The organism is Chitinophaga varians (genome assembly GCF_012641275.1).
Classification (GTDB): domain Bacteria; phylum Bacteroidota; class Bacteroidia; order Chitinophagales; family Chitinophagaceae; genus Chitinophaga; species Chitinophaga varians_A.
In genome coordinates, this window is the sequence record NZ_JABAIA010000001.1 from 211,881 (window position 1) to 237,621 (window position 25,741).

The following is a 25,741-nucleotide window of genomic DNA, read 5'->3' on the forward strand; positions in this document are numbered from 1 at the left end:
GCTTTTATCCTAGAAATTAAAATTGTCCGGGTCAGGGCCTACTCTCTCTCCACGGTCCAGCGCATCGATAGCTGCCACATCTTCCGCGGTGATCTCAAAATTGAAGATCTCTGCATTGGAGATGATACGTTGCTGCTGTACGCTCTTGGGGATGGTCACTACGCCTTTCTGCAAATCCCAGCGCAGCACCAGTTGCGCTACAGACACGCCGTATTTCTCTGCGAGCTGCTGCAACTCAGGCACTTTAAACACTTTTCCCTGCATCAGCGGGCTCCAGGCCTGATATTGAATATGATGCTGGCGACAGAAATCGAGCAACGCGGGCTGCACCAGGAACGGGTGAAACTCCAGCTGGTCAACCATAGGCAGCACATTGGCGCCCTGGAACAGGTCTTCCAGATGATGTTGCAGGAAATTGCTGACACCAATGGCTTTCACGCGGCCGTCCGCATACAGCTTTTCCAGTGCCCGCCATGTTTCTTTGTATTGTCCTTTAACCGGCCAGTGTATCAGGTAGAGGTCAAGGTAATCGGTTTTCAGTTTCTCCAGTGATTCATCAAAAGCTCTCAGGGTCTTATCATATCCCTGGTCGGCATTCCATACTTTACTGGTAATAAAGATATCTTTTCTGTCTGCTTTATTGTTGGCCACCGCAGTGCCTACACCCTCTTCGTTCTCGTAAATCGCTGCGGTGTCAATATGCCGGTAACCTGCGTCCAGTGCATACGTTACGGCGTCTATCACTTCCTGTCCGTCATTGGTCTGCCACACGCCCAATCCAAAATAAGGCATCTTTACGCCATTGGCCAGCTGCACGGTGCCTGTAAGATCTGTAATGTTCATCGTTTATATTTTATCTTGAAATGATTACGCAAAAGTACATCCTCTCTGTCAGATGCTATCGGTATAATCCTGTGAATTTTCTGTAAAAATAGAAGACAACTGAAAGGGCTTTTTTGTTGGCATAAATAAAATCACTATATTTGCATCGCAAAAATTTACTTGCGTAACAAAGATGAAACACACCTTCACATATCAGACAAACAGGAAAAACGATTCCGTTATCAGAGCGGTAATTGCAAGTACCCGTATTGTCTTTATTCAAGACGGGGAGGCAGATCCAACCCGGATATAAGAGGTATCATCAAATGAAATAACTCCCATTATCATACTGGAGGCCTCTTCATCCGAAGAGGCCTTTTTATTTTGTCTCCCCCACTTTTCCAATTACGGTTTTACATGCTGTAAATGATCATTGCCTTATGAAAGTATTGATCACAACAATGACGGTATACATCCGGCCACGCCGGTAATGTCTGGCTTGCTGTTGCCTGAACGCAATGCCTCTCATTACCGCATGAGAGGCTTTTTTATTCCATTTTTAAAGAAGATGATTATATGAGACAACAATTGTCCCGATTCAGAAATATAGGTATCATGGCGCATATCGACGCCGGTAAAACAACACTCACGGAAAGAATGCTGTATTACACCGGCATTACACACAGAATGGGCAACGTAGATGACGGCAATACCATGATGGACACCGATCCGCAGGAAGAAAAACGCGGCATCACCATCTCCTCTGCTGCTATCACCACCTATTGGAATTATGCAGACGATAAATACCAGATCAATATTATTGATACGCCCGGCCACGTGGACTTTACAGCCGAAGTGGAACGTTCCCTGCGCGTGCTCGACGGCGCGGTGGCGGTCTTCTGTGCCCGCTCCGGCGTACAGCCGCAATCGGAAACAGTATGGCGCCAGGCCGATCACTACGGCGTGCCACGCATTGTGATGATCAATAAAATGGACCGTCAGGGCGCGGACTTCCAACGGGTAGTTAATGAAATACGGGAACGCCTGCACGCAAATGTAATCCCGTTGCAACTGCCAATCGGCCAGGAAGACAGCTTCACCGGCGTGATAGACCTCGTTCGCATGAAAGCACTGCTCTGGCACGATGACGACGGTAAACTGTTTGAAGAAAAAGACATACCGGAACAACTGCTGGCATCTGCTATACAAGCCCGTCGCAGCATGATAGAAGAACTGTCGCTCCTGTATGAACCTTTACTGGAACAATACACCAGTTCGCCAGACAACATCAGCGAAAACCTGATCGTGGAAGCCATGCGTTACGCTACGCTCAACATGCTGGCCGTGCCGGCCTTCGCGGGCGCCGCCTATAAAAACAAAGGCATACAGCCCCTACTGAACGCCGTAGCTGCCTACCTGCCTTCCCCGGAAGACATTCCCGTGGTACATGCCGCCGATCCGGATTCCGGAGAAGCCATCACCATACCGGCCAATACCGAAGCCCACGTGGCAGCGCTGGCCTTTAAGATCATGGTGGACGACTACGTAGGCAGGTTGACGTTAGTGCGCGTGTACGCCGGCGTATTACGCACCGGCGACATGCTATGGAACAGCCGCACCGGCCGCACGGTACGCATCAGCCGCCTGCTGCGCATCATGTCCGACAAGTTCGAGCCCGTCACAGAAATAGGCGCCGGCGACATCGGCGCGGTAGTAGGCATGAAAGACGTTAAAACCGGCGATACGCTCGCCCATCCCGACCATGCCGTATTGCTGGAACGCATCAGTTTCCCCGAACCGATGATCGGCTACGCCGTGGAAGCGAAAGCCTCCAAAGACGCTGACCGCCTCGGCGAAGCGCTGGCAGGACTGATGGACGAAGACCCCACCCTGTCTGTTGAAGTGGATAAAGCCTCCGGCCAAACCATTCTCAAAGGCATGGGCGAACTGCACCTGGAAGTAGTGCTGGAGAAACTGGCAACAGAATACCAGCTGCAGGTCAACAAAGGCGCGCCGCAAATTGCGTATAAGGAAATATTCACGCAACCGGTCACCCATCATGAAGTGTTAAAAAAACAAACCGGCGGCTCCGGCAACTTTGCAGACATCACATTTGAACTGTCGCCGCGGGAAGACGGTAAGCCGGGACTGGAATTCATCAACGATATCAAAGGCGGCGCCATACCGAAGGAATTCATTCCTTCCATCAGCAAAGGCTTTGAAGCAGCAATGAGGACCGGTCCGCTCAAAGGATACCCCGTTCACGCCATGCGCGTCCGGCTGCTCGATGGTAAAATCCACTCCAACGACTCCCATGCGCAGGACTTTGAACAGGTAGCGATGATCGCTTTCCGCAATATCGCGGCACAAGCCGGTCCGCTGATGCTGGAACCGGTGATGTCGGTGGAAGTAACTACGCCGGAAGAATATACCGGCGCGCTCACCGGCGATCTCAACAGACGCCGTGGCGTGATCAGGCACATGGAAATCAAAAACAATGTGCAGGACATCACCGCCAGTGTGCCGCTGGCCGACCTCTTCGGGTACGTGACCACGTTACGTACGCTTTCCTCCGGAAGGGCCAACGCCTCGGTTACTTTTGAAGCATATCAGCCGGTCAGCCGCTGATCCCCTAAAAACGAAAGCCCCGACGGACATTGCTGTCGCCGGGGCTTTCTGTATTTAGTTTGATGCCTACAGCGGGCACTTCTGATGATAATCGATCATTTCAATAGGCGCCTTCTCAATCTCGATGCCTTTGTAATAGGCTTCTATTTCATCCAGCACCGTCTCCACCTCTTCCACAGTCTTAAGCGTTACCAAACGGCTGCGAAATTCCTTGATATTAGGCAGTCCCTTGAGATAGTTGGCATAACAGCCGCGCATTTCATTGATGCCTACGACCGGGCCTTTCCACTCCACAGACAGGCGCAAATGTTTTTTACTCACCGCAATACGTTCTTCCAGCGTAGGGCCGGGAAGTAACTCCCCGGTCTTCACATAATGCTTGATTTCGCGGAACAGCCACGGGTAGCCGATAACGGCCCTTCCGATCATGATGCCGTCCACCCCGTAGCGGTTTTTATATTCAACTGCTTTCTGAGGTGAATTGATATCTCCATTACCGAAAATGGGAATATGGATGCGGGGATTGTTCTTCACTTTTCCAATAAGGGTCCAGTCGGCTTCTCCCTTGTACATCTGACAGCGGGTGCGGCCATGAATGGCCAATGCCTTGATGCCTACGTCCTGCAGCCTTTCCGCCACCTCTTCGATATTTTTGGTATCATCGTCCCAGCCCAGGCGTGTTTTGACCGTTACAGGCAGCTTAGTGGCCTTTACGACTGCGTCCGTGAGACGCACCATCAGGTCCAGGTCTTTTAACACCCCTGCCCCGGCGCCACGGCCAGCCACCTTTTTCACCGGACAGCCAAAGTTGATGTCCAGCAGGTCAGGATTGGTGACATCCACGATTTTAGCGGCCAAAGCCAGACTGTCCTCGTCACCTCCGAAAATCTGAATGCCCACCGGCCTTTCGTATTCAAAAATATCCAGTTTACGCCGGCATTGGATCGCATCACGGATCAGGCCTTCACTTGATATAAATTCAGTATACATCAGGTCAGCCCCGGTATCTTTACAGACAGCACGGAAAGGCGGGTCGCTTACATCCTCCATGGGAGCGAGCAACAAGGGAAAATCGGGCAGTGTTATGTTGTCAATCTTAACCAAAATCTGTATTTTCAGGAGCGCAAAGATACAGCATTTGCACCGGGCACAGAAAGCAGCGGATTCAAATGTTTGTCAAAAAACACGCCTTATCACCCCATTTGGGAACGAATATTGATCCGGTTCCCAGGGCTGAAGCCCTGGGCTACGATTTGTTATTCAGGTCCTGTAAATGAAAATAGTTTATCAGACCTCAGTAAAACCAGGCAGCTACAGCATTTATCATCAGGTAGCTAACAGCAATTTCAAAAGAATCAACAATCAAATTAGGATTAGTCATCTAATTCATCTTCAAATACCATTATCCATGAAAACAGGTAAACCACACATATCACACCTTTCCACTAAATAGCCTGAAAAACTAATCGTAGCCCAGGGCTTCAGCCCTGGGACGTGAACGAAAAAATAAATGTCATGCAGAAATTCGACGCAATCGTAATCGGTTCAGGACAGGGGGGCAATCCCCTGGCGAAGAAAATGGCGGAGAAAGGCTGGAAAACAGCCCTGATAGAACAACGGCAGCTCGGCGGCACCTGTATCAACGACGGCTGCACGCCTACCAAAACCATGATTGCCAGCGCACGGGTGGCCCATCTGTTGTCCCGAAGCGAGACCTGGGGGATAAATAATATGGGCTACACAATTGACCTGCCGGCCATTGTGGCCAGGAAAAACAAAGTCGTGGAGCAGTTTCGGGATGGCACCGCCCAAAGCCTCGAAAAAGCGGGCGTTACTGTCTTTTACGGCACCGCGTCATTCACGGGGGTGAAAACCATCTCCGTGGCCATCAATGATGGCGGCAGCCAGGAACTTGCAGCAGAACATATTTTCCTCAATACAGGGGCAGCGCCACATATCCCGGAGGTCTCCGGCCTTCGCGATGTGCCTTATTTCACCTCCACTACTTTACAAGATGAGGTAGTAGTGCCACCTGAACTGATCATTCTCGGAGGCAGCTACATTGCGCTGGAAATGGGACAGTTGTACCGGCGTTTGGGCAGTGCCGTTACTATCGTGGAGAAAAGCCCGCAACTGATGTCCAAAGAAGATCCCGATGTGGCGGCGGTGATGAAAAAAATCCTCGAAGCGGAAGACATACAGGTGTTCACTTCCGCTACCACGGAAAAAATCAGTGGCAGCCAGGGTAACATCCAGGTGGAGCTGCAGACGGGCGGTAAATCCCAAACCATCACCGGCACACACCTGCTGGTGGCCACAGGGCGACAGCCACAAACGGCTTCATTACAGCTGAGCAACACCAACGTCACCCTCGATGAAAAAGGGTACGTTCAGGTCAATGACCAGCTGGAAACCAGCTGCCCCGGCATCTACGCATTAGGGGACGTGAAACCCGGCCCGGCCTTTACGCATATCTCCTATAACGACCACCTCCTGCTCTATAAAAACCTGTTTGAAGAAGCAGAACTCAGCACCAAAACAAGGCAGCTGCCCTACTGTATGTTCACCGATCCGCAACTCGGACGTATCGGCCTCTCTGAAACACGCGCCCGACAGGAAGGCTACCCGATAAAAGTGGCGCACCTTAGTATGGACAAGGTGGCCAGAGCTATCGAAACCGGCGAAACAGCCGGCTTTATGAAAGCCATTGTACACGAGCATACCGGGCAACTGCTGGGCGCGGCCGTCATCGGTACGGAAGGCGGCGAAATCATGTCAGTCCTGCAAATGGCCATACTTGGCGGTATAACGGCAACGCAGCTACGGGAAATGATCTTCGCCCATCCCCTCTACGCGGAATCACTTAATAACCTGTTTATGACACTGGAAAAATAAAGGTCAATCTGAGTATTATTTTCCCCAACACCGTCTATCTGTTATGATCAAAGTATCACATGTTTCAAAAAGTTTCAGTCACGGTAAAAATGCAGTGAACGATCTGTCTTTTGAAGTACAACCCGGTGAAACACTGGTGCTGCTGGGCACCAGCGGCTGCGGCAAAACCACCACGCTTCGCATGATCAACCGGTTGCTGGTACCAGATCAGGGAGAAATTTTTATCCAGGGCAAATCTGTCAATAACGAAACACCGGAAACACTGCGCCGCAATATCGGCTATGTATTACAGAACACCGGCCTGTTTCCACATTATACCGTTCTTGAAAATATCAGCGTGGTGCCACAGCTGCTGCAATGGGACAAAGCACGTATCCGTTCGCGGGCGCTGGCGCTGATGGAAAAGCTACGCCTGTCGCCCTTCTCCTACGCCCACGTATATCCGCAGCAACTCAGTGGCGGCCAGCAGCAACGGGTAGGGCTGGCACGCGCCCTGGCCGCCGATCCGCCCATTCTGCTGATGGACGAACCATTCGGCGCACTCGATCCGCTTACCCGCATCAGCGTAAGAAAAGAATTTAAACTGCTCGATGAACTGAACAGCAAGACCATTATTCTTGTTACGCATGATGTGGAGGAAGCATTTGAACTGGGCAGCCGTATCTGCATCATGAATGAAGGGCGTATTCAGCAAATGGGCACCGCTGCCGAACTGCTGTTTAAACCGGCCAATGATTTCGTGCGGCATTTCCTGGACAAACAACGGCTGGAGCTGGAATTAAAATCCCTCCGGCTTCGTGACATATGGCCCTACCTCGATGGCGCCGGCAGCATGAACGGCATCCTGCTGTCTGCCGACACCAACTGCTGGGACACCCTCGAAAACCTCACGCAGGACAAAGCCAGCAGTACTTTCAGAGGTGAAGAGAAACACCTCGACGGAAACACGCTGATGAACGCTATCACCGCTTATAAAAAAACTGTCAGTCAGCATGGAGACGCCTGAAACGTTTTTTGATTTTGTCCGGCAGCAGTCCGGTAAGCTGCTGGAGCAAACACTTACCCATACCGGCCTTACGTTTATCTCTGTGCTGATAGCCGTCTGCATTGGCGTGCCCGCCGGTATCCTGATCTCCCGCCGTAAGAAACTGGCCGGCCCTGTGCTGGGCGTTACCGGCGTGCTGCAAACCATCCCCAGCATCGCTTTGCTGGGATTTATGATACCATTGCTGGGCATCGGTCCCAAACCGGCGATAGTAGCGCTGTTTCTGTATGCCTTGTTACCGGTGGTACGCAATACCTATACCGGCATCCTGGGCGTAGACCCCAACATTACCGAAGCAGCCACCGGCATGGGTATGAGCCCCCGGCAGCTGTTGCTCAAAGTACAACTGCCACTGGCGATGCCCGTTATCCTGGCCGGCATCCGTACCGCTACGGTCATCAATGTGGGCGTGGCCACGCTGGCGGCATATATCGCCGCGGGAGGCCTGGGTGAATTTATTTTCGGCGGTATCGCACTCAACAATACGCGTATGATGCTCGCCGGTGCTATTCCCGCGGCGTTGCTGGCCATTCTGTTCGACTGGGGACTGTCACGCCTGCAGCGCCTCAATATGCGCAAGGCTCGGAAAACAGTGCTGGTACTGCCCGCGGTACTGCTCCTGCTGTCATCCTTTTACCTGTTGCCCGAAACCTACAGCACCCGCATCAAAGCAGGCTTCACGCCTGAGTTCATGGGCCGCAAAGACGGCGCTATAGGATTGGGCAACGTCTACGGCCTTCATCTGCGCACCCTGGTGATCAGTGACATGATCATGTATAAAGCTGCCTACGAGAAAAAGCTGGACGTCATCAGCGGCAGCAGTACCGATGGTCGCGTAAAAGCTTTTGACCTGGTGGTTTTGAAAGATGATAAACATATTTTTCCGCCTTATTATGCCGCCCCCGTTGTTCGTCAGGCAGTGCTGGAAAAATATCCTGAACTGGCCCCGGCACTTGACCAGCTCTCTGGTACAATTAATGATAGCATCATGACGGAGCTTAACTACCGGGTGGATTATCTCAAACAGAACCCACAACAGGTGGCCAAAGATTTCCTCGTGTCGGCCCGGCTCTGGAAACCGGCCAGGAACGGCACCAAAGGCACCATCCGCATTGGTGCCAAAATTTTCGGCGACGGTTACATTCTGGCCAATATGTACAAAATGCTGATCGAAGGCTATACCGATCTGAACGCCACTACCAAAACAGGGCTCGGCGGCACAAAAATCGTCTTCGATGCATTGGTCAATGACCAGATAGACATGTACCCGGAATATACCGGCACCGGCCTGCTGGTCATCCTGCAGGCGCCGCAGCAAACAGTAGACAGTATTATCGCAGACAGCAAAAAAGTATACGACTATGTAAAGAAAGGATTTGCAGAACAATACCAGCTCAGATGGCTGCAACCCATCGGCTTTAACAATACCTACGCGCTGATGATGCGCCGGGAACAGGCTTCCAGGCTGCATATCAGCAGTATATCCGACTTAGCGACATACGTGCATCATCACTAACCACCAGTAGTCATGCAATTGAAAAAAGATTATTTCACCGTACGTAACCGGACAGAAGATATTTGCGCACCGCTCAAAACAGAAGACTATGTAGTGCAACCGGTGGTGGATGTCAGTCCGCCCAAATGGCACCTCGGACACACCACCTGGTTTTTTGAGACTTTTATTTTGATACCTAACGCGAAAGACTATACGGAGTTTGACCCGCAATATAACTTTGTCTTTAACAGTTACTACGAATCGGTTGGGGCCCGCGTGATCCGTACGGACCGCGGCAATCTGAGCCGGCCTGCGGTAGAGGACATCATGCGGTACCGCCGCCATGTGGACGAGGCCATGGAAGCCTTCCTGGACAAGGAACACGCACCGGAACTACAGGCACTCATTACACTGGGGCTTAACCATGAAGAACAACACCAGGAACTGCTGTACACCGATATCAAATACATCCTTGGTCACAATCCGCTTTTCCCCGCCTATAACCCGGCTAAAACATCTCCTGTCGCAACAAAAACAACCGGTTCCTGGTTAGAGATGAAGGCAGGCATATATGAGATCGGGTTTTCCGGTGGCGGGTTCTGCTTTGATAATGAACTGGGCCGTCATAAGGTATACCTGGGCGACTACAGTCTCAGTGAGGCGCTGGTCACCAATGCTGAGTACCTTGATTTCATACAGGCCGGCGGCTACCATGATTTCCGCTACTGGCACGCGGAAGGATGGGACTGGGTAAAGAAAAACCAGGTGGAAATGCCGATGTACTGGTACAATATCAACGGGCAATGGATGCATTACAACTGGCAGGGACTGCAACCCCTGCTGCCGGATGCTCCGCTCTGCCATATCAGCTACTACGAGGCCGCCGCCTTCGCAGCCTGGAAAGGTATGCGCCTGCCCACGGAATTTGAATGGGAAGCTGCTGCCCCACAACTGTCGTGGGGCACGCGCTGGGAATGGACGGAAAGCGCCTATCTCCCCTATCCTGGCTTCACCAAAGCACCCGGCGCCATCGGCGAATACAACGGGAAATTCATGATAAACCAAATGGTACTCAGGGGCGCCTCAGAAGTCACGCCCCCACATCATAGCCGCATCACTTACCGCAACTTCTTCCATCCCTCGCTGCGATGGCAGTTTACCGGTATCAGGCTGGCAAAATAGGCTTTCATCTAAAAAGACTGCGTATGCAAACCACTGTAATTCCAGGCCGCACGGTCCTTTGTAAAAGAAAACCGGTGACAGGCACTTTTTATCAGGAAGTAGTTAAAGGACTCAGCGCACCGCAGAAATATCTGGACTCCAAATATTTTTATGATGCAGAAGGTGACCGGCTGTTTCAGGAGATCATGCAATGCGAAGAGTATTACCTGACCGGCTGCGAAATGGAAATCCTGGCCTCCCGCTCAGCTGAAATAGCGAGTGCCCTGGCACAACATGCCAGCACTTTCGATGTGGTGGAACTGGGCGCCGGCGACGCCACCAAGTCCATTCATCTGCTGCGGCAGCTGCTCTCCAACGGAACTGATTTCACCTATTTCCCCATCGACATTTCGGCCAACGTGATCGGCCAGCTGGAACAACAGCTGCCCGCCATGCTCCCCGACCTGCGGATGAAAGGACTGAACGGTGAATATTTCGATATGCTGGAACAGGCAAACACCTACAGCCATAAAAAGAAAGTCGTCCTGTTTATGGGCGGCAACATCGGTAATTTCAACAGCACTGCGGCACATGATTTCTGCATGGAGCTCAGCGATTATCTGTTGCCCGGTGACCTGTTGCTGACAGGCTTCGATCTCAAAAAAAATCCACACGTGATACTACAGGCGTACAATGATAAAGCCGGTATCACCCGGGCGTTCAACTTCAACCTGCTCACCCGTATCAATCGTGAACTGGGGGCTAACTTTGACATTACGAAGTTTGAGCACTACCCCACTTACGATCCGGGCACCGGCGCCTGCAAAAGTTATCTGATCAGCCTGGAAAAACAACAGGTTCAAATAGGCCATGACGTCCGCATTGATTTTGAAGCCAACGAACCGCTGTACATGGAGATATCACAGAAATACGCGCTCGAAGAAACAGAACAACTGGCGCTGGAAACAGGGTTTCAGCCGGTTGCCCGCTTCTTCGACAATAAAAAATGGTTTGTGGACACCCTCTGGAAAAGAGTGTAGATAAGTTTATTTCCAGGCGTTCAATAACCGGCGTATGGCTATAATTTCGCCGGTATGATAACTGGTGTGGTCTGCTATCAGCACCGCTTCCCGGAACAGGTGCTGCCCGTCGCCATAAGGAAAGGGCTGGAAGAGGTCTGCCTCAGGCGCCTCCAGCAGTTCTATAAAAGCATGCGTGTCGGCCTTGATCTGGTCGAGGCTCTTCTGCCATACATGATCATTGGCCGGCACCGCCGTTTTAGGCCAGTAGCCTTCCGGCCAGCGGGGTGACTTGTAATCGGCATCGCGGCTGAATTCGAGAATATCTGCCTGTGTTATCCTGATGTGCTCCACCAGCTGCCAGATACTGTAAGGCAGCCCGTCGGGCACCACGCCCCGCAGTTCGGCCGGCAGACCTTTGACAGCTTCAGCAAAACTTACATGCGCGTGGGCTTTCAACAACAGGTCTTTCAGTGTCTTAATGATCTCCTTTTTGATGTTCATAGCAACACAGTTTAAATTAGTTTACGGATCATTCCCGGAAATATAAACCCGTGAAAGGGCAACATAGTATACCAATACAATTTTCCTGCTAAACCTTTCGCCCTGAAAGAGGCTGTCTGCACCAGATGGCCATCCACAATCCTAAACTCCAGCCAGGCTTCACCCGGCAATTTCATTTCTGCGTATAAGAGCAGCCTGCCCGCTTCGCGGTCTGCTACCTGCACCCGCCACACGTCCAGGTAATCCCCCGCCCGTAAATCTGACGGATGCCTGCGGCCCCGCCTTAACCCGGGCCCTCCCGCTATCTCGTCCATATAACCGCGTAACTTCCACATCCAGTTGCCGTAATACCACCCACGTTGCCCGCCTATGGCCCATATCCGCTCCAACGTAGTCTTCCTGTCTGTTATTTTTCCAGTTCTTCTGTCAAAATACTCTATCATTTTATAAAATATTTTATCACCTTTGCCAGACTTCGGCCACGCGAATGTACAGCACAAAACGACTTGTAAAACCCAAATTCCGCTTTGTTAACCGATGTTCGATAACAATCGCTTAACAACTGTTTACGAAATTGAATTTCTGCAATCCCCCCTGCAAATACGAACTTAGCCACATTGACCATTATGGAACCGCCGTCTGATGCGGTAAATAACCGAAAAAACAATTACAACCCATTAATCTATTCACCTACTCATGCACTGGAAAAACTAATGCAGGCCACTACAACCGGATTCAACCAAATTAAACGGCAACTGATGCTCCTTTTGCTGGGTTGTTGTGCGCTGTCAAAGATATACGCACAACATACCATTAAAGGGACCGTCTATCAGAAAGACACCAGAAAAACGCTTCCCGGCGCAGCAGTATTGCTCTACGATGAAAAAGCACGCATAAAAGCCCAGACACAGTCAGATGAACATGGCAACTTTACCATCGAAAACGTACAGGTAGGCTTCTACCGGCTACTGGTCAGCTTTATGGGCAACCGCACCGAAATGATCCCCGTGGAAGTCAACGCCAGGCTAAAGACCGTCACATTCAATTATATCCAGCTATCACCCGCCATCAGCCTGAGCAGAGTGGAAGTAAAAGCAGACAGGCCACTGATGTCTATCCGAAAGGATACCATCGAGTTCAACGCCGGTGAACTGCCCACCCTGCCCAATGCCAATATGCATGAACTCATTGAAAAAATCCCGGGGCTCACAATGGACGACAACGGTAACCTTTATTACCTGGGCGCGCCCATCAAAGAACTGTTCATTGACGGTCGCTCGCTGTTGCAGAACATGAGCAACGTTAAAAGGGTCATGGAAATACTGAAAGCCGATCTCGCTGACAAAATTCAGATATCAGACAAAAAAAATATCTCCGGTATCACCGAGCCCGGTAAAAATGAAAAAGTACTTAACATCATCGTAAAAGATGAAATGAAAAAAGGCATCCGTGGCACCGTCACCGGCGGATACGGCACGCATGACCGCTACAACGCCGGTACCACGCTCAATATGTTCCGCAAAAAACTGACGGCGCTGGGCGATATACTCGCCAACAATAACAATACGCAAAGCGATGCCAGCACCAACTATCAGGGCAGCTTCATGGGCAACAATCCACAGGGGACCAATAAGCTGTTCAATATTGGCACCTACTACACCATGGAAATCAACAAAAAGATCAAACTCAATGTAAACCTGAGGCACCAGGAGCAGGACATGACCAGCAGCGAGGGACAGGAGCGGGAAAACATCTTCGCAGACAGCAGCACCTTCTATCACAGCAATACCCAAAAACACCTGATCAGCAAAAAAAACGGGGGCATCCTCTTTATGGACATACAACCCGATATCAACAACAAAATTATTGTGGCGGCGATGATGGAAAGAGAACATAAAGAAGTACACAACAACCGCCTGTACAATACCACAGACAGCCGCATGGACACGCTCAACAACGGTATGCTCAACAACAATGACAGCGCGGTCAATAAAACACTGGACGCCACGGTCAGTTACTCCCATAAATTCGGTAAAACAGGAAGAATACTATCACTGCAAACATCCCTGAGAAAATCCTGGCAATACAGCTATCAGTTCAACATCAGTCAGAACGATGTTTTCCTCCCGTTTTACAGTGCTGATACCATCAATCAGTTCGTATCACCGAAAAATGAAGTATCCAGTACCTCCACCTCTGCAACCTATAACGAACCAATCGGAAAATACTGGTCAGTGGCGCTTTACTACTCGTTTCAGAACGCCCTCACCAAAAACCGGCAAAACACCGCCGATTTTAATATTTTCAAACACGATTATATACCAAACGACTCGCTGACATACCGGTTCGACAGCAGGATCATCAATCATACGGTGAAACCGTCGCTTACCTACAACCGGGGTAAACTCATGCTCATCGGCGCTGCCGGGCTTTCACTCAGCACGCTGACCAGCAACAATTATACTACACACAATAAAGACGTGCGGCACACCACCTATGTGGACCGCGCACTCAATGCCATCATCAAACTGGACCCGTTTAAAACTATTAATATCACGCTCAATGGCATTACGCTTCCTTTGGACGCGCAGCTGTTATGGCCCGTCAACAACAACAGCAATCCGCTATATATACAACTGGGTAATCCAGGCCTGATCAATGCATTTGCCAATAACCTGGCATTCAGTTATTTTTCCAACAGTATTAAAGGAGTGGCGTTTGCACATACGATGGAAGGAAGATATACGCAACATGCGTTTTCCACGGCTGTATTCACCGATACGCTGGGCAGGCAGGTGAGCATGCCGATCAACGTGTCCGGCAACTGGGGCATTACCGACAATACCATGCTGGGCTTCCGGATCAAACATCCCGGCATAACCGTCAATTACAGCAATGCATTTGAATACAACAGAACTATTTCACAAATCAACCATCTTGACAACATTGTAAAAAGATACTCGTTTCTTCAGCTGCTGGCAGCGTCCATCAACTGGAAAAAAAGAATGGAATTCACGGCCAAAGTGGGCGTAGACTACAGGGGTAATATGCTTTCGTTGCAAGACGACCATTACACCGACTTTATCCAGTATACGCTTGCCTTCACGGCCAATGCCTGGCTACCGCTGGATTTCAACGCAGGCTCCAATGTGCAGTACACCAATAATACCGATGCCGCCACACATTTTACACTGCTCAACGGGTGGATCGGTAAAACGTTCCTGCACAACAAATCACTGTCTGCCAAATTCTACGCTTTCGACCTGCTGCGGCAAAACAAAACTGTCGTGGCCTATTATGCCTCTACTTACCGGGAAAGGCTGGAAACCACCAACCTCTCCCAGTATTTTATGTTCAGTCTTACATATGCCTATGGCCGCAAAGGGCTAAAAGCACCGGCATCCAAAGTCCCCTGACATATCAACGCTCCCATAACGCTCCGCCGCCGGCGATGGTCACCCGTAAGTGGCCTTCCCGGTGAAAAGCGTCCAGCTGAGCATAGGCTGCTTCTATCGCGAGGTCGTTCAGCACCGCATATTCTTTGGTCGTCAGCGTCGGGAAATAGGAAAAAGTGTCCAGTCCGCGAAGATAAGTGCGCGCCTGTGCCTCGGGGAAAAGTTTATGCAGCGTAGTAGTAAACACTGAATAGGGTTTGGCTCCGTACACCAGCTCTTTATTTCCTGCCGCATTGATCATAAATACCGAAGGGAACCCTCGTACGCCCATTTGTGCGCGCAGTTGCAGGTCCTGCTCAAAAAGCGTCGGAGCGGTAGTTTCAAAATCACGTTGCAGTTGTGTAATGTCAAGCTGTGCGTAGGTAGCGGCAGCCAACACAGGCTCAGGGCGGCAGATATTCTTTTTTTGCAGGAAAAGCATTTCACGCAGGCGGCGCAGGAAAATCACGCTTTTATGTTCATCCTGCAGTTGCGCCGCCTTAAACCAGATGGAAGGCGGATAAGAGGATGGCAAAGGATCTTCCAGCCACACGTTGCCGTCTATCGGCATCTGGTAATGGCCGCTTACTTCTTCCCAGTGATGGGCCACGTCGGAAGGGCCGCTGATGCCGCCGGAATTGTACACGTCCCAGGAAGGCAGCAGCCCTCCCATATGATAACGGATATCCAGTACATGGCCGTATTCGAGCTTTAAGCGGCGCCATTGTGGTTCAATGCCCCAACAGGTAGAGCAGATCGGATCGGTAAAATAAATGAGCTGCAGCGGCTTGTCTGTTGGCAAAGTAGTATGCGCTCCGCCGGCTGCTGCCGTGGCGCCGGGAATCTCACAAACGCCGGTCGCCGGATCACAGAATAAAGGTTCTCGCATGATATAAAACGTAAAAAGCGGAAGGTACAATAAAAAAAGAAGGCCTGCATTCGTTATATGCAGACCTTCCGGTTTTATTGTAAACGGGAAATGATTAGTTGCCAGCCGGTTTTTCCAGTAATTTGAAGAACTGGTCCAGTTGCGGCAGGATAACGATCCTTGTTCTGCGGTTAGCGCCGCGTCCTTCCGGTGTATCGTTGGAAGCTACCGGTTGGTATTCGCTGCGGCCGGCTGCTGTCATACGGGCTGCCGGTATCTGGTACTGGTTCTGCAGAATACGTACCACAGAAGTAGCTCTCTTCACGCTCAGGTCCCAGTTGTCAAGCAGTACGTTCGGACGGTAAGGCACGTTGTCGGTATGACCTTCTACCATGAACTCGATATCAGGCTGGTTGATGAGCACTTTGGCCACTTTGCCCAATACTTCCTTCGCGCGTTCAGTCACATCATAGCTACCGCTCTTAAACAGCAGTTTATCGGAAATATCGATATACACTACTCCTTTTTCTACCTTAATGTTGATGTCTTTGTCATCCATATTGCCGATCGCTCCTTTCAGGTTCATCACCAGCTGCATGTTCAGAGAGTCTTTACGCGCAATGGCAGACTGCAGGTCTTTGATGTAGGCGTCTTTCGCACCAATGTTGTCAAGTGACTTCTTAATGCTTTCCGCCTGGGAATTGGATATGACAGACAGCTCTTTCAGGTGTTCCAGCATCTGGGAGTTGTTGCTTTTCAACTGGGTCTGTTGTTCCTGCAGGTTGTCCATCTTGTCTTTGTAGGCAGCTGCTGCCCTTGCGGCGTCTTCTTCACATTTTTTCCGCTGGTTCTCGGTAGCCCTGTAGAGACTGTCCAGTCGTGCATACCTTGCTTCAGACTCTCTCAGTTTCCTGGGTGCAGAGCAGGAGGCCATAATGGTAACAAGTGCCACAGGTAAGGCTAAGTATCCTATCCTCATAAAATAGATTTTAAATAAAACTAATCTAACAAATAAAATATATAAAAAATGGCAGAGGTACAATGGAGGATGCACGAAAGTAACAAATAACAAGCCGAAGAGTACAAACATTAAGGAATTCTAATCCATTTACATTAAACTAGTTTTTTATATCTTCAGTTAATCCCTCTAAATTCAATTCGTTAAACGAACCCATAAAAAAAAGTTAATATTATTCAATAACTAAGTAACTTGGCAACCTGGGCATATTGCTGAATCTATTTTCCATTAATTGCTGTAAAATGTATGAGAAAGGTGGTTTCTTCGGGTCAACCAACAATAAAGGAAATTGCAAAAAGGCTGAATATCTCTGTATCTACTGTATCAAGGGCATTACATGACCATCACAGTATAGGACTGAGGACCAAAGCCCGGGTAAAAGCACTGGCAGAAGAGCTCAATTACGAGCGTAACCAAACGGCGGTTTATTTTCAACAGGGTAAAACCTTTACTATCGGTATCCTGTTGCCCGAACTGTCTGAAGCTTTTTTTTCCAGTGCCATCAGCGGCATAGAAGATACCGCCTATAGTAACAATTACACTGTACTGCTGGGGCAATCACACGATGACGAGGCCCGGGAAAAACAGATCATCCAAAGCATGAAACAACACCGGGTAGATGGCTGTATTGTATCTATCGGTAAAAACACCCGTAACTACGATCACTTTGAAATGCTGCGCCAGGCGCGTATTCCGGTAGTATTCTTCGACCGTGTGCCTGACCTCCATGATATACACGCCGTTTCCTGTAACCTCGAATCCGGCACCATTCAGGCGGTGGATTTCCTGCTGAAAAAAGGACACCGCGTAATTGGCATGATCAACGGCCCGGAACAACTGGTGGCCAGCAAGGAAAGGGCCACCGGCTACATCAAGGCGCTGCGCAAGCACCGTCTCAAATACGACCCGGAACTGATCGTTAACGCCGACCTTACCGCCGCCGGCACAGACGCCGCCATGGAATACCTGCTGGCACTGAAAAGAAAAGTGACCGCTGTGGTCACCTTCAATGACTATGTAGCCATGGACGCTGTGCAATATGCGCTCAAAAGAAAACTGGAAATAAACAAAGACATTACTTTTGTATCTTACGCCAACACGCCGGTCAGCGGATATACGGCCTTTCCGCCGGCTGCCTCGGTAGAACAGTTTCCCTACGAACAGGGACAGGCGGCCACCAATATGTTACTATCGCTGCTAAATGGAGAACATCCGCTCAACGACTATACCAACACCATTATGGAGTCGCGGCTGGTGATACATGACCGGTAAAATTAAGGGGGGCTGGCGATAACCTTGCCACAGTAAAATACCGTGGCACAGGCATCGACCTCATTGTTCGCTGTTCTGTAATTGCTGCTTAGAGCTGAAATCTATTTTCTGTAATTGCTCCACTATTTTAGAGAATTCTTTCGACATTCCGTGTACGCAAACGCTTGCGTTATCCGCGCAAGCGTTTGCGTAAAGCCCCTGAAACGTGCTTTTCTCTCTCTTTTCCTGTATCTTGTCCGGTGCTAACCAATAATCACGTATGGAGAACAAAACAATGCTATCCCTGATGCTACTGCTTGTCTGCTGCAGCAGCCTCTTTGCACAATCACCCGCCCTTGTTTACCAGGACGCAATGGACTTTCCCGTCATCGGTAAATACCACCAGGAACACAACTACAACCGGCTGCCAGCCAAATATGAGAAAACGGTCAGACCGGCCGTATGGTCGTTGAGCCGCAATTCCGCCGGCATCGCTGTCCGCTTCCGCACCAATGCAACTACCATCGGTGCCCGCTGGAAAGTGCTCAACAATAATTCCATGAACCATATGACCGCTACCGGTATCAGAGGGCTCGACCTCTACGCGCTGGTGAACAATAAATGGCAGTTCGTTAACAGCGCCATCCCGGAAAACGGCTTTAATTCTGAACGTACGATACTCAAAAAAGGCGACAGCACCTGGCGGGAATATGTGCTCTTCCTCCCGCTGTACGACGGCGTAGATTCCCTCTCCATCGGCGTCAACGCAGGCGCGGTGCTTGAAAAACCACAGCAGTCCCTGCTGCCGGACAAAAAGCCTATCGTATACTATGGCAGCAGTATCGCACAGGGTGGATGCGCTACCAGGCCAGGCATGGCTTATACCAACATACTCGTCCGCCAGCTGCAACGCCCCATCGTCAACTTCGGCTTCAGCGGCAACGGCATGTTTGAAACGGCTGTAGGCGAAGCCATCTGTGAAACAGATCCTTCGCTTATTGTCATCGATTGTAATCCGAATACTTCCCCGGAGCTGATACATGAACGAGCGGTGAAACTGGTACAGCAAATACGCGCCTGTAAACCGCAAACAAAGATATTGCTGGTGGAGAACTACATGTATGAACATGGTTATTTCGAAAAAGACGTGCATGACATCGTATTCCGCAAAAGAGCGGAACTGAAAAAGGCCTGTGACGACCTGCTGAAAGCCGGCGTTAAAAACCTTTATTACCTGCCCGGCGACGGCTTCCTCGGCGATGACCACGAAGGCACAGTGGATGGCGTACACCCCACCGATGTTGGCATGGAACGCTTCGCCGCACACATTCTTCCCACCCTGCGCAAACTCACGAAAGACCAATAAATACAGCCTATGCCGGATGATAAGCCTTACATATGTTAATTTCCCTATTTAATGAATGTTAAAATTATCATCCGGCGTTAGCTCTCTCTTCCTTGGTAACGCCTTCCGCCCGCCCTTCTCCACCGTCAGCCCCATTTTCCCCGACATCGCCCAAGTTCCCGCCCTGAGCTATTTTCCGGCCAAATGGCCGAACTTTATACCGCAAAAAATCTATTCATCTGTAAATCTTAAGATTATGAAAAAGATGATGATTTATCTGTTAGCCACAGGAGTCAGCGTGTTTGCAGCGATTCCTACTCATGCCAATGAGGCAAGCCGTCACCGGCACAGGACCAAAGAAGAAAAACGGGAAGCCAGGGCCGAAAGGAAAGAAGCCAGAGCTGAAAAAAGAGAAGAAAGAAGAACAGGTATGACCATGTCCAACATGAATACCACCAGCCCCATGCCTGTCAATAGTTACAACACCATGTGGTACCCGCAGGCAGCATTGCCGGTAATGGAAGACTATATTCCTTCCGATATCCTGTCTAATCTGAAAACAACCTACGGCTCCGATCTGTATGATGTGACTTCCATGAAATGCAACAATGGTGGTGACTGTTATACTGTACGCGTGATTAAAAACGGCGCTGTACAAACATTTGTGGTCAATTCCGATGGTAATACTGTTGTGCAATAACAGTTTGTCATCTCCTGCTTAAACGACCCGGCCATCACCGGCCAGGTCGTTGTTTTTTAACATCATGCCCCGGGGCTTTAGCTCCGGGAATTTTTTTTATATATTGGGTGCCAGTATTTATTTAAAACCACGATAGTGAAAAAGAAACTTTTTGTACTCGGTAGCCTGGTCCTGGCATTTTTCAGCGCTTTAGCCAACCCGGCAGACAGCGTCCGGATCAAAGGCATCCCCTATCCCTGTAGCTGGATCAACACACCGCAAAGCTTTAACGTCGCTGCTGACAGCCTCTCTATCACTGCTGCGCAAGGCTCCGATTTTTACAATTATCCCGGTGGCAACTACAACATCGCCACTGCTCCCATCCTGGCCTTTAAACCGGATGAAAATTTCGTGCTCACCGCTAAAATCAAAGTGGACTTCAAAAAAACGTACGACGGTGGCGCCATCTATGTAATGGTGGATTCTACCCAATACATCAAATTCCTCTTTGAAAACAGTCATTATGGTAAACTCGCAGTCTGCTCCGGCGTTACCAACACCTATACCGACGACAGCAACAACGCCGTTACCGGCAAAAACGAAGTGTATTTCCGGCTGGCCAAATCAGGTAACATGTTCGGACTCTTCTATTCTCTTGAAGGAAAAAACTGGGAAGCGGTACGACTCGTAAATTTTGTGCCCAAAGCACCGATTAAAATTGGGTTTTCATCCCAGTCGCCTTTGGGAGACAACTGCACCAGCACGTTCTCTGAGATTGTTTATACGCCGGGCGTATTTAAAGACGCCAAAACAGGAGGCATGTAAAATCAGTCATTTATCTTTATAAAAAAACAGCGAAGGAAATCTCCTTCGCTGTTTTTTTTTATAAAGACTGATATTGTTTTATTTCAGCTGTGCGTCGAAATAATCAGTGATTTTCTGCATCAGGTGTACCCTGTCTTTGCCCAGTACATTATGCAGGTGACCGGGATACACAAAGTAATCCACCTGTACGCCGTTATCCACGCAGGCCCTCAGGAAATTGATGGAATGTTGCCATACCACTACGTCATCGTTGGTGCCGTGTATCAGCATCAGATGGCCTTTCAGGTTTTTGGTTTTGGTAAGCAGGTTGGAATCGGCATACCCTTCGGGATTCTGCTGTGGCGTGTCCATATAACGTTCGGTGTACATCACTTCATACATGCTCCAGTCGATCACCGGGCCGCCGGCCACTGCTGCCTTGAACACGTCCGGATGACGCAACATCAGCGAAGTGGTCATAAAACCACCGAAGCTCCAGCCATGTACGCCCAATTTCTGCTGATTCACATAAGGCAGTGATTTCAGCCAGGCAACACCCTGGAGCTGATCATTCATTTCCACAGTGCCCAGCCGGCGGAAGGTGGCCTGTTCGAAAGCCATGCCCCTGTTGGCGCTGCCACGGCCATCCATCGTAAATACAATGTATCCACGTTGTGCCATGTACTCGTACCAGAGGTTTCCGCTGTAGGGGAAAGTATTTTTGATCAGTTGCACATTAGGCCCGTTGTACAGGTATACGATCACCGGATATTGACGGGTACTGTCGAAGTCCGCCGGCAATATGAGCTTACCATACAGCGGGGTGCCATCGTCCGCTTTCAGCGTTACCTGCCTGATTTCCGGCCGTTTGAAATTTTTCAGGGGATCTGCGGCTTGCAGAACGGTTTCGGTGTATTTACCGTTCAGGCCCGTGATGACGGCGGAAGAAGGCACGTCTTTGGAACTGTAACTGTCCAATACATACTCACCATTGCTGCTCACCTGGATATCGTGCCAGCCGGCCGCCTGGTCAAGGCGGCGCAGGGCAGCGCTCTTCAGGTTTACGGCATAGGCATGTTTTTCCATCGGGCTTTCTTTCGCGGCTGTGATGATCACTTCATTGCCGGCGGCATGAAAACCCTGTAATTCATTTACGACCCAGTTCCCTTTGGTGAGTTGTTTTAGCAACTGCCCGTTGGTATTGTACAGGTACAAGTGCGTATAGCCGTCACGGTCACTCCACCAGATAAACTGGTCAGGTTTGCCGGGCACAAAAGTGAGCGGATGCGACGGATGCACGTATTTGGGATCTGTTTCTTCAAAAAGTGTTTTGATGAGTTCTCCGGTAGTGGCGCTGTACTGGTTGAGCCACAGGTGGTTCTGGTCCCTGTTGAGCAACGCCACGTAAACAGACTGCTGATCAGGCGCCCAGGTAACGCAGGTCAGGTAATGATCTGCTTCTCCGGTTGTTTTCAGGAAGATGGTTTTGCGGGTAGATGGCTGATAAATGCCCAGTGTTACCTCGTGTGATTTGCCACCGGCCATGGGATATTTGATGATATTGGCACGGGCAGGCACTACAGACCAGTCTACGACCGGGTAGTCGTTCACCATGCGCTGGTCCATCCGGTAGAAAGCCACCTGGTCGCCATTAGGAGAAAAGAAAATACCTCTGTCGATGCCGAACTCCTCTCTGTGAACGCTTTTGCCATTCACGATATTGATGTCAGCATCCTGTGTGATGGATTGTTCCTGGCCATCGGCGGCACGCAGGAAGAGATTATTTTTCACTGTATAGGCAATGGAACGGCTTTTAGGGTTGACCGTTACATTCTCTGCGTCTGAAGGCAGGGAACACCACTTGCTGAACTGCATGGTACCGTTTTGAACAGCACCGTTATACAGGTCATTGCCGATGCTGAACCAGGCGTGGGCATTGTCTGTCCAGTGCAACGCGGGTAAACCACGTAAAGGGCTTTTGGACGAAAGCTGCTGGCTGAGGGTGTTCAGGGTCAGCAGGGTATCTGTTTTAGGCAGGGCTTTGCCGCCCAACACGGTATATTTCACCCAAACCTGCTGTCCGCCGGCTATTACTGCTCTGGTGTAGGCATTTTCGCCGGGTATCCATTCAAATTGTTTTAGTCTTTCAGGCGCCAGGTCCGCACGAAGTCCATTGGTGGCCTGTGCCATGGTGTACAGCTGCTGCTGGGCACGGGCGTCTTGTGCCCCGGCGGCCATGCAACCAGTCAAAAGCAATATCAGTCCTCTTTTCATCCTTACATTTTAAGGTTCCAAATGTAAAGAATTACGAGGTATGCACCACCGTTAGGGGAGCTATGCGGATAAATATCAGGATAAAAGGAGGAAAGATGTGGGGTAGACGGGGTATCAGCCTTTGTTCATGACAAGCTTGCGTTGCAGCCATTCGCGCTCTTCGGGCAACAGGTATTCTGCTCTTTTTTCGGTGATCCAGGAGAAGGTCTTCTTCACTTCACTTTTAGCGGTGCGGAAGCGGAAAAGGAACTCCATCCCGAGCATCAGGTCTGTGAAGCCGTTTTTGAACGTTTCCAGGGAAAGCCGGCCACTGTTGCGCCTTTTGGTAAGCATTTCGGTGATACGGGTAATGACTGCCTGTATGGCGCTTTCGTCCGCATATTTATAAACCGCCTCCATGGCTTCCGATTTCAGCTGGCCGCGGAGCAGACAGCGGGCATAGAAAAGGGCTTCTTTCTCTTTTTCAATGTCCGCTATTGTGGCGAATGCCAGTCCTTTTACGTCCTGGCGCGGATGTTCCAGCAGGCGTTTGAGCGCCGGCAGGCTTTTTTTGGTGGCCACTTTGTTCAACAGCAGGGCTATATAATATATATCATATTCATTTACAGTCCGTTTAAGCAAGTTCAGCGCAAATTCTTCCACCTGCGGGTTGTTCGTGCAGCGGAGGGCAAACAGCGCGGAGCGGCGCACATTGTTATTAAGCGACTGGGCATTGTTCAGCAGCGGGTCCAGGTTCATATACCCGGGGATAGGCAGGCCGCGTTCCAGGTCCTGCTGGATAGCGGTAATGATATCAGGCTCCTGTTCTATCCGGAGGCGGTCCAGCATAAACCGGATCACTTCAGGGTCGTTGGTGTTCCTGGAGAGCTGAATAATAATAAAGCCGGCGGCGCGGCGTCTTTCCTTATCAGATTCGTTTGCAATGTACTGGTACAGAATCGGCACATACGCGTGGTTGGCCAGTTGTTCGGCCTCCCGGAGCGCCTGCCAGCTGATCGTTTGGGAGTTATTTAACTGTTCCGAGCGGTCGCATATACGTGTGACAAGGTTAATGAGATAATCATTCATCCTAGAGTTATTTTGATCTGCTACCCTCTATTTTCAATTATCATACCAACCTGAACAAAAGCTGGAAAAGGGCTACGGGAGGGCTTTATCAATTAACAGTTTTATGTTACATTTGCCCCTGTATTTTTTGGACAGGTTTTGATACTGAATAGAACGAAAAGCATGCACATACTACTCAAAAACGTAAAGGTAATAGCACCTTCCTCCCCCTTTCACGGGCAGCAAAAAGACATTTCCATACAGAACGGTATCATCCAACAGGTGGGCGACCACCTGGAAGATGCACGGGCAACGGTCATCTCCGGAGAGAACCTGCACGTGTCTGCGGGCTGGATGGACATTTTCGCCCATTTCTGCGATCCCGGGCTGGAACACAAGGAAGATCTGTATACCGGCGTAAAAGCTGCGGCCACCGGCGGTTACACCACTGTCATGGTGGTGCCCAACACCCAGCCGGCCCTGCATACCAAGCCGCAAATCGAGTACGTACTGAGCAAAACCCGCCATGCCGCCGCCACAGTGCTGCCCATTGGCGCCGTTACCAAAAACCTCGAAGGCTCCAGCCTCGCTGAAATGTATGAAATGCAGCAAACCGGCGCCGTGGCTTTCTCCGACGGACTTAAACCGGTACAGTCGCCCGGCCTGCTGCTCAAAGCCTTACAATACATCAAGGCTTTCGACGGCACACTGATACAGCTGCCAGACGATCAGAGCATCTCCGCCCACGGACTTATGCACGAAGGCATTTATTCCACCCAGCTGGGCATGCCCGGCAAACCGGCGCTGGCAGAGGAGCTGATCATACAACGTGACCTGGAACTGGCCAAATACACAGACTCCCGCATTCATATCACGGGCGTAAGCACCCGCAAATCCATAGAACTGATAGCCGCCGCCAAAGCAGATGGCATCAAGGTGACCTGCTCGGTTACCCCCTACCACCTGTCGCTCACCGATGCGCAACTGGTCAACTATGACGCTAACCTGAAGGTAAATCCGCCGCTGCGCACCGCAGATGATGTGAAAGCCATACAGGAAGCCATTGTGCATGGCACCGTAGATTGTTTTGCCACCCACCACGTGCCACACGAGTGGGACGCCAAAACTGTCGAGTTTGAATATGCGAAAAACGGCATGATAGGCCTGGAGAGCAGCTTCGGCGTCATTCGTCAGTACCTGCCGCAACTCCCGCTGGAACAACACATTGCTATGCTGACAGAAAAACCGCGCGCCATCTTCAAACAGCCGCAACCCGTGGTACAGGAAGGCGCCGCCGCCAACCTCACCATCTTTGACCCGGCAGCTGATTGGGAATTCACCACCGCCCACATCGCCTCCAGATCAAAAAATTCGGCTTATATTGGCAGCTCACTGAAAGGCAGGGTTATTGCGACAGTGAATGGTCCTGTTTTTCACATCAACAAATAAACC

General features: G+C 50.3%; 20 protein-coding genes. 12 read left to right on the plus strand and 8 right to left on the minus strand.

Features of this window, described 5'->3' with window-relative positions; all coding sequences use genetic code 11:
* Positions 1-9: 9 nt before the first annotated feature.
* Entirely contained in the window at positions 10-843 is an 834-nt protein-coding gene (locus HGH92_RS00795) for an aldo/keto reductase (RefSeq protein ID WP_168868872.1), read from the minus strand.
* Between the two features lie 555 nt (positions 844-1,398).
* Between HGH92_RS00795 and fusA the strand changes: the two genes are divergently transcribed.
* Complete coding sequence (gene fusA, locus HGH92_RS00800; protein WP_168868873.1) at positions 1,399-3,450, plus strand: elongation factor G; 2,052 nt, start codon at positions 1,399-1,401, stop codon at positions 3,448-3,450.
* Between the two features lie 66 nt (positions 3,451-3,516).
* On the opposite strand, the gene dusB is transcribed toward fusA, so the two are convergent.
* Complete coding sequence (gene dusB / locus HGH92_RS00805) at positions 3,517-4,554, minus strand: tRNA dihydrouridine synthase DusB (protein WP_168868874.1); 1,038 nt, start codon at positions 4,552-4,554, stop codon at positions 3,517-3,519.
* Positions 4,555-4,965: 411 nt separating this feature from the next.
* On the opposite strand from dusB, the gene HGH92_RS00810 reads away from it, so the two are divergent.
* Genes HGH92_RS00810 through HGH92_RS00830 form a run of 5 tightly spaced genes read left to right on the plus strand, consistent with a single transcriptional unit; the run spans position 4,966 to position 11,086 of the window.
* Positions 4,966-6,345 (plus strand): mercuric reductase, encoded by a 1,380-nt coding sequence (locus HGH92_RS00810; RefSeq protein WP_168868875.1) that lies wholly within the window; start codon positions 4,966-4,968, stop codon positions 6,343-6,345.
* A gap of 43 nt (positions 6,346-6,388) precedes the next feature.
* Positions 6,389-7,351, plus strand: a complete 963-nt coding sequence (locus HGH92_RS00815) for an ABC transporter ATP-binding protein (RefSeq protein ID WP_168868876.1) — start codon at positions 6,389-6,391, stop codon at positions 7,349-7,351.
* Entirely contained in the window at positions 7,338-8,906 is a 1,569-nt protein-coding gene (locus HGH92_RS00820) for an ABC transporter permease/substrate-binding protein (protein WP_168868877.1), read from the plus strand. Before HGH92_RS00815 ends, HGH92_RS00820 begins: the two co-directional genes overlap by 14 nt.
* Before the next feature lie 12 nt (positions 8,907-8,918).
* Positions 8,919-10,067 (plus strand): ergothioneine biosynthesis protein EgtB, encoded by a 1,149-nt coding sequence (gene egtB, locus HGH92_RS00825; protein ID WP_168868878.1) that lies wholly within the window; start codon positions 8,919-8,921, stop codon positions 10,065-10,067.
* Positions 10,068-10,090: 23 nt separating this feature from the next.
* Positions 10,091-11,086: an L-histidine N(alpha)-methyltransferase gene (locus tag HGH92_RS00830; RefSeq protein ID WP_168868879.1), complete on the plus strand. Its 996-nt coding sequence runs from the start codon at positions 10,091-10,093 to the stop codon at positions 11,084-11,086.
* Positions 11,087-11,092: 6 nt separating this feature from the next.
* On the opposite strand, the gene HGH92_RS00835 is transcribed toward HGH92_RS00830, so the two are convergent.
* Both HGH92_RS00835 and HGH92_RS00840 read right to left on the minus strand, forming a co-directional pair.
* On the minus strand, positions 11,093-11,569 hold the full coding sequence (locus HGH92_RS00835) for a DinB family protein (RefSeq protein WP_168868880.1): 477 nt from the start codon (positions 11,567-11,569) through the stop codon (positions 11,093-11,095).
* Positions 11,570-11,580: 11 nt separating this feature from the next.
* The gene (locus tag HGH92_RS00840) at positions 11,581-12,012 is read right to left on the minus strand and encodes a DUF2867 domain-containing protein (protein ID WP_168868881.1); all 432 of its coding nucleotides are present in this window, start codon (positions 12,010-12,012) and stop codon (positions 11,581-11,583) included.
* Between the two features lie 315 nt (positions 12,013-12,327).
* On the opposite strand from HGH92_RS00840, the gene HGH92_RS00845 reads away from it, so the two are divergent.
* Entirely contained in the window at positions 12,328-14,985 is a 2,658-nt protein-coding gene (locus HGH92_RS00845) for a carboxypeptidase-like regulatory domain-containing protein (RefSeq protein ID WP_168868882.1), read from the plus strand.
* 4 nt (positions 14,986-14,989) lie between these two features.
* Here the strand turns inward: HGH92_RS00845 and HGH92_RS00850 are convergent, their stop codons facing one another.
* Both HGH92_RS00850 and HGH92_RS00855 read right to left on the minus strand, forming a co-directional pair.
* Positions 14,990-15,892 carry a DsbA family protein gene (locus tag HGH92_RS00850; RefSeq protein WP_168868883.1) on the minus strand — a complete coding sequence of 301 codons (903 nt, stop codon included), beginning with the start codon at positions 15,890-15,892 and terminating at the stop codon, positions 14,990-14,992.
* A 94-nt stretch (positions 15,893-15,986) separates the two neighbouring features.
* Entirely contained in the window at positions 15,987-16,850 is an 864-nt protein-coding gene (locus tag HGH92_RS00855; protein WP_168868884.1) for a flagellar motor protein MotB, read from the minus strand.
* 285 nt (positions 16,851-17,135) lie between these two features.
* On the opposite strand from HGH92_RS00855, the gene HGH92_RS00860 reads away from it, so the two are divergent.
* The 4 genes from HGH92_RS00860 to HGH92_RS00875 all read left to right on the plus strand — a co-directional run bounded on the left by HGH92_RS00860 (position 17,136) and on the right by HGH92_RS00875 (position 20,989).
* Entirely contained in the window at positions 17,136-18,161 is a 1,026-nt protein-coding gene (locus tag HGH92_RS00860; protein ID WP_168868885.1) for a LacI family DNA-binding transcriptional regulator, read from the plus strand.
* Positions 18,162-18,420: 259 nt separating this feature from the next.
* Complete coding sequence (locus HGH92_RS00865; RefSeq protein ID WP_168868886.1) at positions 18,421-19,506, plus strand: SGNH/GDSL hydrolase family protein; 1,086 nt, start codon at positions 18,421-18,423, stop codon at positions 19,504-19,506.
* 235 nt (positions 19,507-19,741) lie between these two features.
* Positions 19,742-20,185 carry a DUF1682 domain-containing protein gene (locus tag HGH92_RS00870; protein ID WP_168868887.1) on the plus strand — a complete coding sequence of 148 codons (444 nt, stop codon included), beginning with the start codon at positions 19,742-19,744 and terminating at the stop codon, positions 20,183-20,185.
* Positions 20,186-20,320: 135 nt separating this feature from the next.
* Complete coding sequence (locus tag HGH92_RS00875; RefSeq protein ID WP_168868888.1) at positions 20,321-20,989, plus strand: DUF1349 domain-containing protein; 669 nt, start codon at positions 20,321-20,323, stop codon at positions 20,987-20,989.
* Between the two features lie 78 nt (positions 20,990-21,067).
* Here the strand turns inward: HGH92_RS00875 and HGH92_RS00880 are convergent, their stop codons facing one another.
* A complete protein-coding gene (locus HGH92_RS00880) occupies positions 21,068-23,242 on the minus strand; it encodes a S9 family peptidase (protein ID WP_168868889.1) in 2,175 nt (724 codons plus the stop codon).
* 114 nt (positions 23,243-23,356) lie between these two features.
* Positions 23,357-24,310 carry a hypothetical protein gene (locus HGH92_RS00885; RefSeq protein WP_168868890.1) on the minus strand — a complete coding sequence of 318 codons (954 nt, stop codon included), beginning with the start codon at positions 24,308-24,310 and terminating at the stop codon, positions 23,357-23,359.
* 162 nt (positions 24,311-24,472) lie between these two features.
* Here HGH92_RS00885 and HGH92_RS00890 point away from each other — a divergent pair, with 162 nt between their 5' ends.
* On the plus strand, positions 24,473-25,738 hold the full coding sequence (locus HGH92_RS00890) for a dihydroorotase (protein WP_168868891.1): 1,266 nt from the start codon (positions 24,473-24,475) through the stop codon (positions 25,736-25,738).
* The last annotated feature ends 3 nt before the right edge of the window (positions 25,739-25,741 follow it).

Excerpts from the sequence above, each read along its gene's own strand:
- HGH92_RS00795 (WP_168868872.1), bottom strand. The coding sequence starts at position 843 with ATGAACATTACAGATCTTACAGGCACCGTGCAGCTGGCCAATGGCGTA.
- fusA (WP_168868873.1), top strand. The coding sequence starts at position 1,399 with ATGAGACAACAATTGTCCCGATTCAGAAATATAGGTATCATGGCGCAT.
- HGH92_RS00810 (WP_168868875.1), top strand. The coding sequence starts at position 4,966 with ATGCAGAAATTCGACGCAATCGTAATCGGTTCAGGACAGGGGGGCAAT.
- HGH92_RS00815 (WP_168868876.1), top strand. The coding sequence starts at position 6,389 with ATGATCAAAGTATCACATGTTTCAAAAAGTTTCAGTCACGGTAAAAAT.
- HGH92_RS00820 (WP_168868877.1), top strand. The coding sequence starts at position 7,338 with ATGGAGACGCCTGAAACGTTTTTTGATTTTGTCCGGCAGCAGTCCGGT.
- egtB (WP_168868878.1), top strand. The coding sequence starts at position 8,919 with ATGCAATTGAAAAAAGATTATTTCACCGTACGTAACCGGACAGAAGAT.
- HGH92_RS00830 (WP_168868879.1), top strand. The coding sequence starts at position 10,091 with ATGCAAACCACTGTAATTCCAGGCCGCACGGTCCTTTGTAAAAGAAAA.
- HGH92_RS00835 (WP_168868880.1), bottom strand. The coding sequence starts at position 11,569 with ATGAACATCAAAAAGGAGATCATTAAGACACTGAAAGACCTGTTGTTG.
- HGH92_RS00840 (WP_168868881.1), bottom strand. The coding sequence starts at position 12,012 with ATGATAGAGTATTTTGACAGAAGAACTGGAAAAATAACAGACAGGAAG.
- HGH92_RS00845 (WP_168868882.1), top strand. The coding sequence starts at position 12,328 with ATGCTCCTTTTGCTGGGTTGTTGTGCGCTGTCAAAGATATACGCACAA.
- HGH92_RS00850 (WP_168868883.1), bottom strand. The coding sequence starts at position 15,892 with ATGCGAGAACCTTTATTCTGTGATCCGGCGACCGGCGTTTGTGAGATT.
- HGH92_RS00855 (WP_168868884.1), bottom strand. The coding sequence starts at position 16,850 with ATGAGGATAGGATACTTAGCCTTACCTGTGGCACTTGTTACCATTATG.
- HGH92_RS00860 (WP_168868885.1), top strand. The coding sequence starts at position 17,136 with ATGAGAAAGGTGGTTTCTTCGGGTCAACCAACAATAAAGGAAATTGCA.
- HGH92_RS00865 (WP_168868886.1), top strand. The coding sequence starts at position 18,421 with ATGGAGAACAAAACAATGCTATCCCTGATGCTACTGCTTGTCTGCTGC.
- HGH92_RS00870 (WP_168868887.1), top strand. The coding sequence starts at position 19,742 with ATGAAAAAGATGATGATTTATCTGTTAGCCACAGGAGTCAGCGTGTTT.
- HGH92_RS00880 (WP_168868889.1), bottom strand. The coding sequence starts at position 23,242 with ATGAAAAGAGGACTGATATTGCTTTTGACTGGTTGCATGGCCGCCGGG.
- HGH92_RS00885 (WP_168868890.1), bottom strand. The coding sequence starts at position 24,310 with ATGAATGATTATCTCATTAACCTTGTCACACGTATATGCGACCGCTCG.
- HGH92_RS00890 (WP_168868891.1), top strand. The coding sequence starts at position 24,473 with ATGCACATACTACTCAAAAACGTAAAGGTAATAGCACCTTCCTCCCCC.